At 36.8% G+C, this 12589-nt stretch carries 11 protein-coding genes and 1 pseudogene; all 12 read right to left on the reverse strand.

Features of this window, described 5'->3' with window-relative positions:
* Positions 1-1480 precede the first annotated feature (1480 nt).
* Positions 1481-2155, reverse strand: coding sequence for a fructose-6-phosphate aldolase (locus tag I585_RS15005; RefSeq protein WP_010741511.1), 675 nt, complete (start codon positions 2153-2155; stop codon positions 1481-1483).
* A gap of 10 nt (positions 2156-2165) precedes the next feature.
* Complete coding sequence (locus I585_RS15010) at positions 2166-2966, reverse strand: sorbitol-6-phosphate dehydrogenase subunit (protein ID WP_010741512.1); 801 nt, start codon at positions 2964-2966, stop codon at positions 2166-2168.
* Positions 2967-2992: 26 nt separating this feature from the next.
* The gene (locus I585_RS15015; protein WP_010741513.1) at positions 2993-4048 is read right to left on the reverse strand and encodes a zinc-binding dehydrogenase; all 1056 of its coding nucleotides are present in this window, start codon (positions 4046-4048) and stop codon (positions 2993-2995) included.
* Positions 4045-5109 (reverse strand): galactitol-1-phosphate 5-dehydrogenase, encoded by a 1065-nt coding sequence (locus I585_RS15020; protein WP_010741514.1) that lies wholly within the window; start codon positions 5107-5109, stop codon positions 4045-4047. The genes I585_RS15015 and I585_RS15020 overlap by 4 nt, the downstream gene beginning before the upstream one ends.
* 75 nt (positions 5110-5184) lie before the next feature.
* The gene (locus I585_RS15025) at positions 5185-6456 is read right to left on the reverse strand and encodes a PTS galactitol transporter subunit IIC (protein WP_010741515.1); all 1272 of its coding nucleotides are present in this window, start codon (positions 6454-6456) and stop codon (positions 5185-5187) included.
* Positions 6457-6514: 58 nt separating this feature from the next.
* Positions 6515-6808, reverse strand: a complete 294-nt coding sequence (locus I585_RS15030) for a PTS sugar transporter subunit IIB (protein ID WP_010741516.1) — start codon at positions 6806-6808, stop codon at positions 6515-6517.
* Between the two features lie 15 nt (positions 6809-6823).
* The gene (locus I585_RS15035; protein WP_010741517.1) at positions 6824-7300 is read right to left on the reverse strand and encodes a PTS sugar transporter subunit IIA; all 477 of its coding nucleotides are present in this window, start codon (positions 7298-7300) and stop codon (positions 6824-6826) included.
* Positions 7301-7303: 3 nt separating this feature from the next.
* On the reverse strand, positions 7304-9382 hold the full coding sequence (locus I585_RS15040; protein ID WP_010741518.1) for a BglG family transcription antiterminator: 2079 nt from the start codon (positions 9380-9382) through the stop codon (positions 7304-7306).
* 479 nt (positions 9383-9861) lie between these two features.
* A pseudogene (locus I585_RS22965) lies at positions 9862-10272 on the reverse strand (SOS response-associated peptidase family protein).
* Positions 10273-10793: 521 nt separating this feature from the next.
* The gene (locus I585_RS15050; RefSeq protein WP_010741519.1) at positions 10794-11507 is read right to left on the reverse strand and encodes a winged helix-turn-helix domain-containing protein; all 714 of its coding nucleotides are present in this window, start codon (positions 11505-11507) and stop codon (positions 10794-10796) included.
* A 31-nt stretch (positions 11508-11538) separates the two neighbouring features.
* Positions 11539-12294, reverse strand: a complete 756-nt coding sequence (locus tag I585_RS15055) for a winged helix-turn-helix domain-containing protein (RefSeq protein ID WP_010741520.1) — start codon at positions 12292-12294, stop codon at positions 11539-11541.
* 76 nt (positions 12295-12370) lie between these two features.
* Positions 12371-12586, reverse strand: a complete 216-nt coding sequence (locus tag I585_RS15060; protein ID WP_010741521.1) for a hypothetical protein — start codon at positions 12584-12586, stop codon at positions 12371-12373.
* Between the last annotated feature and the right edge of the window lie 3 nt (positions 12587-12589).

The following is a 12589-nucleotide window of genomic DNA, read 5'->3' on the forward strand; positions in this document are numbered from 1 at the left end:
ACACAGATTAAGAAACGCTTTCAATACAGAAAAAACCAATCATCCGTTTAAACGGATGATTGGTTTTTGTAATAAAGCATATTATAAACATTTAACGATGATCATTAATTCGATAGCCATCCATAAAAAATAGCTAGTATTTTCAAGTTCACTTTTCTATAAAAGAGTTAGGGAATTAATCAAATCAATTCTACTTTCACTGTGAATATTCTTATTGTAGAACAGACGACCGAGTGACTCTTCATCTTACATTTATTTCACCAAGAATCCTCGAAAAGCTTCCGAAAAATCTATTGCTTTAAATAACAGCTTAAAACCTCCGTTTTCTGATACTTTTCCTTCAATGATTTTTTTTGCTGATAATGGATCAATAATCATTTGTTGGCAATACATAAGTTAATGTTGGTGCGATCAGCTCATTTAGCTTTTCTTTTGATAAATATCCCGCAGGAATAGATAGTGCTGCTAAAAATCCTCATGCTATGAATGCTCCAATTCATTTCCAACATAACGCTTTTTATTGAATATCACACTCCATAAAGATGCCTTACAAAAACTATTTCAAGTAAAAAGATTTCTTCAACTTACCTCTTATTTAAATCATCGATTTTTGTGTCGATCATTACCAACAAATCAATCTTCAAGTATTTCATAGTTAGTGCCTGCAATCACAATGGAAAAAATATTTTTATAAATGCAACCGCTATCTAAGAATATCCGGAATGAAGTAAAAACGATTATTTCTGTTTTAGTTATGGCCGATTACGTCTCTGTATCCCTGGACGAAAAACAAGCAAAACCACAACCATTCTTTAAGAGCGAAAAACCGAAGGAAATCAGAATTATCCAAGAAAAAATTGAACATCAGAGAAGAGAAACTTTTGTTGATGAGTCACCTTTTTAGCATTAAAAAGCCTATAAGAAGGGCTATCTCATCGAAAAGAAGGAGGTTGTGAAATGAAACTAGAAGGATTAGTATCCATGCGATAAATGTGGAACAACTTTAGTAACCGGACGTTCTATACCAGAAAAACAGTTTATAAAATCTGCAAGAGATGCGGGATGGTCGTGTGGAAAGAAAGACTTATGTTCTGATCGTAGGACTTACCAGCCAAGTGACCGTAAAAGGAAGAAAAAAAATTTAATTTAACATTCGAATCTTAATGTAAACTAGATAAAGGAAAAGCATTATTAATAAATCTTTCAAAATGATAGAAAGTAATACGTTAAGGGTATTTTTGATCATTGTTATAATTAATATCAACTACCCATCACTACTTTTAATCCTTAAAATATCCGCCCTGAAATGAGTTCAAAAAGCAAACAGTATCAAAACAGGAATCGAGTGACTCGATTCCTGAATAGTAGTTTTTTTGTTTAACCGTATACATGATAAGGTGCATTTCATTGCTGCTTTCCGAAAGACAATTTTTTCCAATTAACAACAGCGATTATGTTACAGTCTCTTTTATAGGATGTATCAAATACTTCTTGTTTGATAAAGAGCTTTCCAATCATTTGTGAAATGATCTATTGCTTGTTTAGTTGCTGATAAATCAAAGAACGCCTCTAATACTTCGGGAGAAAAAGTTACTGCATCAGCTCCGGAATCTATTGCTTCTGTAATTTGCATTATGTTCTTAATACTAGAGGCCATGATCTTTCCATCCAATGTGTTTCTTCTGGCATATTCCTTGGCTGAGCTAATGATATCAAAAGGATCAATACCGATATTTTCGGATCTATTAGTGTAGATGGCTATATAATCAGCCCCTGATTCTAATGCTAGAAAGGCCTGAAGCTTTGTATAAACTGCTGAAGTTGTAATTCTACAATGTTCATTTTCTTTTTTTAAAATATTTAGTGCATTCAGGCCAGCTTTTGACGCTGGAATTTTTACGAAAACCTCTTCTCCGATCGAGGTCCAAATTTTTCTTGCATCATCAACCATTCCATCAAGTTCTTTTGCAACGACTTGCATATGCAAAGTACGATCGTTCCCAATTATTTCCAACGTCCTCTTCATATGAGGAAAAAAATCAATTTTCCCTTCTCTTTTGATTATACTCGGTGTAGAAGTTACTCCCCTAATTGGTACTACATCCATATAATTTTCAATACTATCTAAACAGACGGTGTCCAACATGTACTCCATTCTTATTCTCCTATCCCCTAGATTTTCCACCAGCTATGTTTGTGATAATACCACTTAAATAACTGGCGTGTTCCGACAAATAGAAGGCAACTACTTCTGCAACCTCCATTAACTTCCCAGCTCTGCCTAGTGGGATACTAGAAGCTTTTATATAGCCTTCTCTCAATTCTTCTAACGATATTCCTCGAATAAAAGCTAATGTTTCTTCATAACATTCAGATCGCAGGTCAGTTTCCTCCATAATACCTGGAGCTACGCCTAATACTCGGATGTTATATTTTCCTAGCTCCTTTGCCCAAGTACAAGTCATACTATTAATGGCGCCCTTTGTTCCTACGTAAAATCCTTGTCCGATTGATCCACCCATAGCACTTTCAGTAGACATATTTATAATCACCCCGGAGTGCTTTATAGCCATCTTACGAGCTACTGCTTGGCTCATTAGAAATACACTTTTCTGATTAACTGAGATAGTTCGATCAAATAGTTCTTCAGTCAATTCATACTTCCCAGTATTATCAGGATTTATTAACATACCTGGTAAGGCTATTCCTGCATTATTTACTAGACCATCAATCCGGCCAAATTTCTGAAAAACATGAGCTACTTGTTGATCAACCTCGTTTTTTTTTGATACATCGACTTTATAAAAATAATAATTTTTTTGTTTGATTTGATCCGTACTCTTTAAATCAAAGTTCACCACTAGTGCGTTGTTTTCTATCAAACATTTGACGATATTGCACCCGATCCCAGCAGAACCACCAGTTACAATAATCACCTTATTATCCAAACCCAACCAACTTTCCATGCCTTCCCCCCTTAATTAATTTTCTATTAGTCAGAAAATTCTTCTGGATTTGATTCGATCATCACCTTGATCTCATTGCCATCCATCACTTTATCAAATGCTTCACGCCAATCAGTCAATGGATATTTTTTTGTGATCATCTCATCGATATTAATTGCACCTTTGGCTAACAAATGAATGGCGATTGGCCAATCATAAGGATTCTGCGAACGACTTCCGATGTATTCAATCTCTCGTTGAATGATCGATTCCGTGTCTAGGTCTACCATTTTATTGGCAAATAGACCAACTTGAACAAATTGCCCCTGTTTGCGAATCAATGGCAAGCTGGCATTTACAGCCGTCACCGCTCCAGAGGCGTCGTATACTTTATCAACGCCATAGCCATTAGTTACTCCAGCAACTATTTTAGCTAAGTCTTCTTTCATCGTATCTATGATCACATCTGCTCCCATTTTTTTCGCTAATTCTAAGCGGTGCGCATCTTTCGTGATTCCTGTCATAATAACGAACGCTCCGATTTCTTTGGCGATCTGTAATAAAAACAACCCTATCGGTCCAGGTCCCATGATAATAATGGTATCTTTTAGTTCTAAACGACTCTTTTGATACATTGCATGCACACAACAAGCTAAAGGTTCACTCATCGCTGCCCCTTCGTAACTCAGGTGATCTGGTAATAAATGAATACTTTCTTCCCGTGCCAACACATAATTAGCCATCGAGCCATTTTGTTGCGTCCCGATTCCTTTACGATGGGGGCATAAATTGTATTTTTTTTCCTTACAGTAACCACATTTCCCACAGACATTAAACGTCGTCTCGCTGGTCACACGATCGCCAACACTGACGCTTGTTACTTTGTCGCCTACTGCAACGACTTGTCCAGAAAATTCATGTCCCAGCACAACTGGCGTCGTTGGATTTTTGTACTCACCTTTAAACGTATGGATATCTGACCCACAGATACCGGTATATGCGACTTTGATCAAGATCTTATCCTCTATTGCTTCAGGTACAGCAAGGTCGATAAATGCCATTTGATCATAGCCGGGAGCTTGTTTTGAAATACCCTTCATCATTTCTCATCCCCTTTGCTTTCTTCCGGAAAAATCATTACTTTGTTATAAGATTCTTCACGATTCACTGTCAGATCAAATGCTTGTTGAATTTCTGTCAATTGAAATCGATGCGAAATCAAATCCTTTAAGTTTATTTTTCCTTGTTCGATAAATTTTGCAGAATGTATCCATTCTTTTCCTGGAAAAGGGGCAGAATAGGAATTCCAGAAACCATTTATTGTGTATTCTCTTCGAAAAATATTTTCAAAGGCTCGTTGGCGTAATAGAATATCCGAATAAGCGATACCTTGATAGCCGATTTTGCCTCCTTTTTTTGTGATTAACAGGCACTGTTCCTCGGTAATCTTGGAGCCGGCACACTCGATAGCAATATCGACCCCGAGATTGTCCGTTAACTCAAATATTTTTTTCTCTATTGATTCTTCTAAAGGGTTTACCGTATCCGTTACGCCATATTTTTTCGCCTCGTTTATCTTATTTGAATCGATATCTATCCCAATAATCTTTTTTACGCCTGTTAATCGCAACCACTGAACCGTTAATATTCCGATTGTTCCTAGTCCAAATACCGCTACTATATCTCCGATTTTAGAATCTAACCCCATGACACCATGAGCCGCTACCGCTAATGGTTCAATCATTGCGGCTTCTTCAAAGGAAATGCTTTCCCCTATGTTAATCACATTCTCTTCTGGAACAGTTACATATTCCTCAAAGCCGCCATATCGGTGAGATCCTATCATGGTGTAGTCTTCACACAACTGATATTTTCCTGATTCACAATAGACACATTCATGACAGGGAATTAGAGGCGCTACAACCACCCGGTCGCCTATCAAACTTCTTTTTACATTACTTCCTATTGATTCAACGACTCCAGAAAATTCATGCCCCATAACCATGGGCAGTTCATATTTCCATTCGTTCTGCATTTTATGAATATCAGATCCACAAATTCCTACAGCTTTCACTTTTACCAGTACCTCATGTTCTTTAGGAATAGGTTTTTCGATCGTTTCTATTTCAAATTTATTCAACCCTTTTAACAATGCGGCTTTCATGACAAAGCTCCTCTCTTTCAAATAAATCAAGGGACCCTTTTTAGAGTCCCTTAATTCAGAAATGACTATCAAAAATTAAAGGATTCCAGAAACCAGTTGAGAGAATTTCAGAATTACCCAGTTTAAGAAGTTTCCGCCCATATCGAGGGTAGATACTTGCGTTGCGCCTTTAGGAAACTCATACACTCCTCGCATCATTTCTGTGTGAACAGGAGCGAAATTAGTAGCCATATATAATGCCAATGCTATTACAACCGTTCCTGTTAATACCGATTGAATGATATTCCCTTTCCGATGCGCAACAATTAGAGAAACATAAAATGGAATCGTCGCTAAGTCACCAAAAGGCAACACTTTATTCCCTGGCAATATAACAGCAATAAATAAAGTTATCGGAACTAAAAGCAATCCAGTCGCCAAGTTTGCTGGGTGTCCCGTGGTAACCGCAGCGTCTAATCCTAAATAAATTTCTCTTTCGCCATACCGTTCTTGTAAAAAGTCTCTGACCGATTCTGAAATCGGAATTAGACCTTCCATTAGAATTTTTACCATCCGAGGCATTAAGAACATGACTGCTCCCATGTTGATACCCATTTTCAAGATGCCGCCAATATCATAACCGCCTAGTGCAGCAATGGCTGCCCCGATAATAATTCCCATCATCATTGGTTCTCCAAAAATACCAAACCGTTTCTGAATTGATTCTGGATCAGCATGCAGCTTGTTTAGACCAGGAATTTTGCTTATAGCAATGCCGATCGGAATACCGACTAGCCCAAAGGCAACTGTCGATCCGGTTGGCAGACTTACCCCTTCTAGCCCATAAAATTTTGCTACTAAAGGTGCTGTTTTATCGGCAATAATCAAACAAGCAATCTCATACAATACGGCACATAAAATAGCAAACCACCAGTTACCATTGGTCACAATATACCCTGTTGCTCCCGCAGCAATAAAATGCCAATAGTTCCATAAATCAATATCCAAAGTTTTTGTAACTTTTAGCAGTAGCAAGATAACGTTAACAATCAAGCAAATCGGAATTAAAACCGCTGAAACCGGCGAAGCCCATGCAGCAGATGCCGCTGATGGCCATCCGGTATCAATCACAGTCAAATGAAACCCAAAGCGTTCGACCATAGCTTGCGCCGCTGGTCCCAAATTATCTGATAACACACCAATAACCAAATTAATACCTACAAATCCAATTCCAATTGTTAATCCTGATCGCAATGCTTTCCCAAATGGAACTCTAAAAATAAGTGCTATGATTAGAATCATAATCGGGAGCATAACAGTAGGTCCTAGGTTCAGGATATACTGTACAACATCGTTAATCGCTTTCATTCAAATAAATCCTCCTTGTATATTTATTTTAAATAGCGGCCACTATTTTTAACTACCATTATTCATCGACAGATCGTGCTAATTCCAGAATTTTTTCATCCAGTTTATCTGTGCCTATTCCACTGATATATCCCAATGCCGTAATTGCCGGGATTTTGTATTGGGTTGGTAAAATTGTTGTCGAAATAAGCATATCGGCACCTTCCTGTTTAGATACTGCTTCGGAAATTTTAATTTGTTGAACATCAGCAACAATGTGATTGTCATTTAATAGATCCTCAATCCTTTTCATAACTACTGTTGATGTAGCGATTCCTGCTCCGCAAGCTACCAACACTTTAATCTTTCTCATACAAATCGTCTCCTCTTATTTTTCAATTTTTTTAATTGCATAAATTAATTGTTCTGAATCCTTTGATGCTAAAACTTCCTCTAAAATATTGTCATTTTGCAGTAATCCCATTAATGATTGCAGCATTTCTAGCTGTGCATGTGGTTGATTTAACCCCAAAATGAAAACAATATCGGTAGTTACTTTTTTGTCCCTGTCCTCCATGCTAGTAAATTGAACAGGTTTCTTATTGGTAATCACTGCCACAAATTCGGTTAAAATGCACTCAGCATCCGTATGCGGAATAGCTGCACCATATTTCTCCAATTGAATGCCTGTCGGAAATATCTCCTCTCGTTGTTTTATCCGTTCGAGAAAATCACTTCTGACCCAGCCTAGCTCTAACGCTTGTTCATAGACCTGTTCAAAGATTTCGACAGGACTCGAAAAATTTCCTTGAACAAAAATCAAAGGTGGTTTCACATAAAAACTTAGTTTGTCATTTTTTGCCATCTCTTAATTCCTCCAATATTCATCACTAAAATCAACTAACAAAGTGAGTATTTCATTGATAGATGTTGCCTCTTCAATTTCTTTCAGTTGTTCTGAACCTGCTAAATTCATCAATTCAAAAATCAAATCAACATGTTTATCTTTATCATTAGAGGCCAATAGAACAACGGTGTGCACTTTTGAGCCATTTTCCGTGAGGATTCCTTTTTTTACGATCCCCATGCTGAGTCCGACGCCTAACGCTCCTGCTTCACACATTGTATGGGGTAGACCGATAGTGTTCCGTAAAACCGTATATTGAGGCAATATAGGCATCTCTTGTTTTAAAGCATTCACAAAATTGTTACTAATAACGTTTTGCTTTTCTAATGGCCATGCCAACTTATCAAGAAGTTCCAACCACTCTATTTCATCATCAAATAGTTGGATCGTATCAATTTTCAATGTGTCGATTAAATGAATCCTTTTCTTCTCTACCATCTCGAAATCTTTTGGAGTAAACAGCGTTAATAGTTCGTGATATAAGTTTTCTTCATCAGAAATCACTGCATATTTCTTTATCAATGACATGATTTTTTCTGGATTTATGACAGTGTTTTGAGATAGTGACACGGAACGTAATACGCGTTCCCTTAGCTGTCTCTTTTCCTGATCAGTTAAAAAATTGTTTACAACAAAAACAGGTTTCTCTGTTTCCAGAGGAATAGCCGAAAAAATGAAGTCAACTTCGTAATTATTTCGATAGAATTTTCTTTCAGAAATCAATTCTACAAAGTCGATTTCTGGTAATAAATTCTGCAGCGTATTTTTTAGCAATAACGAAATTGAGATTCCGTTCGGACAAACAATGATTGCCCGTCTTCTGTTCTCATCCCGAATGATCTCCGTGCTTTCGACAATATGACTGCCTATGAATAATGAAATCAGGAATAATTCTGGATCTGGTATTGCTTCTCCAAAAAAATTTTCCAGTGGTTCACTAGATTCTTTCACTAAGTAAAACAATGAAAATAAATCGGAGTCCTTATTTTCTTGGTAAAATCTCGTTTGTAAGTTTAGATGATACTTAATTCGGTAATATGCCGGTCTCATATGAATCAATAACCGCTCTAACAACCTTTCCTTTCGTTCAACACTAAGGCCCGATATTTTCTCAAAATTGTTTAACACTTGAAGTAGGGCCTCTTTTAACTTATCCATTTCTCTAACTGAAAGAATGTTCGCTTGAGATAAATTAGTTGTAAGCAACAACAGCGTCAGGTACACTCGTTCATTTCTACTAATCTTATCGACATCCCAAATAATATGTTCTGCTGCTAAAAACTCTTTTGTATCAGCAAGCTCAAAGTCATTAATTTTGAAATTGTAGGAAATTTGTTTTCCTCTTTTCGCTCGCCGAATAATTAGAATGACTAATAGCGGTAAAACCTTTAAGCGATCATCAGTAAATTGAATATTCAGTTTTTCTTCAACTAAACCGATACGTTTCTTGAAAACTTCAACCAGATCTATGTCAATTTTTGAAAATTGGCTAATACAATTGATTCCATCGTGAATCTCTGCCAAATTCATCAAGGTCACAGATAGCAACTCTCGTTTATTCCATTCATCTCCATGAAAATGATAGCCTTTCTGCCGGGTGTACTTTAGTTCCAAGTCATACTTCCCAACATCTTCCCCAACTTTTCTTAAATCTCGCAAAATAGTATTTCTGCTAACCTTTAATTCCAAAATGAAATGATCCAAAGATAAATATTCATCTTTGGCCAAAATCAATAATTCAATTACCCAGATTCTTTCTTGTCCTGAAAATATATAGTGTTCTATCTTCTCATGTTCTTTTTCTTTACCCCCTCCAAATGCAGAAATTACCACATTGGGAACTAAAAAATACCCTTTTTTGGTTCTTTTAATTTGCGGTAGTTTTCCATCCTCTAGAAAATCGTTGATTTTTTTTAAAGCGTAATTCAATTGACTTCTTGATAGATCGAACCTTTCATATAAAACTTTACTAGTAATTTGGGGGTTATTTATTAGTTCCATTAATATTTGGTTATTCCTATCTTCTAAGTTCATATTCATCACCCTTACACTCTCAAAATACTTTAAAAACGCTTCCAAATCTACATACTTTGTTATCCAATAATATGCATGCTTTGTGCAATATGAGCTTTCATAATTCTTTCAATTTATTTCCTTAAAAAAAAACAGGTGACATCCCCTGTTTTACAACCTTTCTATCAAATTTTTTTAGTTGTACAGAATTATCGACAAATTTACAGCAACCAAAGCCATTAAATACTATCATATTTTTGTTATCCTTACTGATCAAAATAAGCTTGTTAGTTATGCATATTTCGATCGTCCTCGATAACCAAAACAACAAATCGAAGGAATAAATTCACTCCTAAGTAACTAATAATTACTTATATTTTTATAATTATCATTGCCCGAATCAAAAACTTGTAGAGAAAAAAAGTGCACTATTAAAAGATGCACTGTTTCTTCTTTGGATTAATAGAATAAATAGACCTACTTACGATTATGATGGTTCTTCAGATCTATAAAGCTAATTTACTGTTCAAATCAGGTATTTCAGCATTTATCTGATCCCTAGCAAAATATCTGTCAGCGATCCAACTGCCGATATCTTTCTTTTCGATTATTAGCGGCATGCGATAGTGAATTTTCGATATTGATTGATTTGGTTCTGTAGTCGTTATGATTGATTCAGTTTCTATCCCTTCAGCGGAATGATGAATACGATAAAAACCGGCCACATACATTACCTTCACTTCAGTAAAAAGAAATTTCTTTTTATCTTGGTTCTATTCATAAAATCCGCTCATGAGAAACTCACAGCGGCTTTCTTGGAAAGGCTTAGCTAATGTCTTTTTCTGTTCAACGCTTTCGGATCTTGCATTGATTATCAACTGTCCTTTTTTGAAGCCGGTAAGGCTCCAACGTGTGATCGCAGCAACAGGATTATTGTCCTTATTCCCCCCGTTTGAGAACTAAATAAGGTATAAATATTTCAAAATAAGTGGCACGATAAAATTACCTCTCCTCTTCTAAAGGTTTGAATTTTATCAGTTACTCGATTACAGAACTGTATTTTAACTATTCATAAGTACTAATAGTGTCTGTTTTGGTTATACCCATAGGTGTTATCCACATCCAATCCTGAAATCTTTGATTTTTCAGGATTTTTTCATTCATAAAAAGTTTATCTTTTAGGTGTATATCAATAGATTAATGATTGGAAATCCTTCCGATCATTAATCTATTAGTTAGAATCAATTTTTCGACTATAAGTAAAGCTTCAGATAATTTGTAACGATTGTAGAAACAGTCATATCAACTATATCGCTTTTTTTTAATGTCGACTTGATTGATTTCCTTATTTTTCTGATTAAGATATCCAAACAGTTGAAGAAAGCACCTGCCTTCCTCAGATCTCCAAGGATAGCCAGGTGCTTTACTTTGTATTCCCTCATTCATTCCCATACTTCAACTCATCTGCGTCTAAATAGACCTGTTCATAAACTGTTTCATCCAGCCGGTAGCCTCTTCCCCAACAGGTTTCGATAATCGGGCCTTGAATATGCTGGCTCGCCAGTTTGTCTTTCAAATGCTTCACCATTACAGATAGTTGGGACATGCTGGAGTTGCTTTTCTGTCTATTCCACATCCGCAGGCAGATTTCTTCTCGCGAGATGGTTTGCTTTTCTTGTTCATAAAGAATGCGGAACAGTTTTAATTCTCCGCCGCTCAATGTTAGAGCGGATAGAGGACGTTTCTCCTCAGATTTTGGTAGGAAGACGATCTTGCCCTCTTTTCTGACGTTGTTACAGCTAAGTTTTTCTCTCAACGATTCGATCGATGGACGACTCTCGATCCATTCGGTTACACCAAGCTCTTTCCATTCTTCTAACTCTGTCTCAGGCACTCGCTCGTCCGATTTTCTAAAGATTGGAATCGAGTATGAACTTAACGTCCGCACCAGTTCTTTCACTTCGGCATTCGCCAATGTCTCGCTTAAAATAATCTGATGAAACATCTTAATAAATTCGTTGTTGGCGTCTTCCATCAGACATAGGTCAATCAATTCTCTCGAAATAAACACTTCATGCCCCAATTGCCTCAGGCGTTTTTCAAAGGTTGGTTCGTTCATTGGATTATTGGTTAATAGTAGGATCTGACTCATTTGGATTCCTTCTTTCTGATTGGTTCATAGTTTAGATACTGATGCTTTTGGGATAATTTCGATACTCGCCCTTCATCAGACATTGATAAAAATAAGCATTTAGTTGATAGCCTTCACCCCAAAGCGTCATTACCGCATCTTCTATTCCATAAGCTTCCGCTACCTTCTTACGAATTCTCGCCACAGATGAGGATAATTGGCTCAATTTAGAGTTTTGATTCTTCGATCGCCAACCGTGGCACAATTCATCCCTAGCTAGTGACAAATTTTCCGCCGCCATTAGCCGATTAATAATACCTTTTTCCAGTTTGGTGAAATGAATGTCCGAAAAATAAAGCGGAAAAGCTTTCTTCTTAAAATCCGATAGCGGTTGGTCGCCATAAAACGGCTGAACCATCTGACCATTACTAAACTCGATCTGGTTTAAAAGCGTCTTATGGATTAATTTTTCGCGCAGCCTTTCTAAAGAGGTACTTGCTAAAATCCAATCAAATATATGCCAGTTGTTCCATTCTGATGATGCCTCTTCTGTTGGTTCTTCTCCGACAATTCGTAATAAACAATCTGTGCTAAATTGTTCGCCAAATGCTTTCGCTTCAGTATCTGAGATGGTCTCACTCAAAAAGACCCATTGAAACGACTTCATGAAATGATCCACTCTGCCAGAGTTCTCCCAATTTTCCCAAATAGAGACGGACACCAACACTTCGTAATTTAACTTTTGGAGCTGTTCCTGCAAATAGCTTTCGACCGAAATATTCTTCGTTAAGATCAAGATTCGATTCATTTTCCACCTCTTTTTTATGGAATCCAAGACGACAAATTGATATGTATAAACCGCCCGATCACTCGAGCGGTCCTGTTTAGTTGGTTAATTGCTGCTGGATCATGACGTAAAGACTAATACTCATTACGACCCAAGCAACGGCTAGTAAAAACATTCCCCAATTGGCTAGTAGATACGTCAGTTTCTTTTGTCCTGTCTGCTCGCAAAAGGCCAGATCTTTGACTAAGAAAAAGACTGCTAGGAACAAAACAATGACGCCCATTCCTGCCGATAGCCAGACATAATTGTACATAGA

Origin of the sequence: Enterococcus malodoratus ATCC 43197, assembly GCF_000407185.1 — a bacterium.
GTDB lineage: Bacteria > Bacillota > Bacilli > Lactobacillales > Enterococcaceae > Enterococcus_A > Enterococcus_A malodoratus.

Coding starts and splice junctions, on each gene's coding strand:
- I585_RS15020 (WP_010741514.1), bottom strand. CDS start 5,109: ATGAAAGCCGCATTGTTAAAAGGGTTGAATAAATTTGAAATAGAAACG.
- I585_RS15060 (WP_010741521.1), bottom strand. CDS start 12,586: ATGTACAATTATGTCTGGCTATCGGCAGGAATGGGCGTCATTGTTTTG.
- I585_RS15025 (WP_010741515.1), bottom strand. CDS start 6,456: ATGAAAGCGATTAACGATGTTGTACAGTATATCCTGAACCTAGGACCT.
- I585_RS15055 (WP_010741520.1), bottom strand. CDS start 12,294: ATGAATCGAATCTTGATCTTAACGAAGAATATTTCGGTCGAAAGCTAT.
- I585_RS15035 (WP_010741517.1), bottom strand. CDS start 7,300: ATGGCAAAAAATGACAAACTAAGTTTTTATGTGAAACCACCTTTGATT.
- I585_RS15010 (WP_010741512.1), bottom strand. CDS start 2,966: ATGGAAAGTTGGTTGGGTTTGGATAATAAGGTGATTATTGTAACTGGT.
- I585_RS15015 (WP_010741513.1), bottom strand. CDS start 4,048: ATGATGAAGGGTATTTCAAAACAAGCTCCCGGCTATGATCAAATGGCA.
- I585_RS15040 (WP_010741518.1), bottom strand. CDS start 9,382: ATGAATATGAACTTAGAAGATAGGAATAACCAAATATTAATGGAACTA.
- I585_RS15030 (WP_010741516.1), bottom strand. CDS start 6,808: ATGAGAAAGATTAAAGTGTTGGTAGCTTGCGGAGCAGGAATCGCTACA.
- I585_RS15050 (WP_010741519.1), bottom strand. CDS start 11,507: ATGAGTCAGATCCTACTATTAACCAATAATCCAATGAACGAACCAACC.
- I585_RS15005 (WP_010741511.1), bottom strand. CDS start 2,155: ATGGAGTACATGTTGGACACCGTCTGTTTAGATAGTATTGAAAATTAT.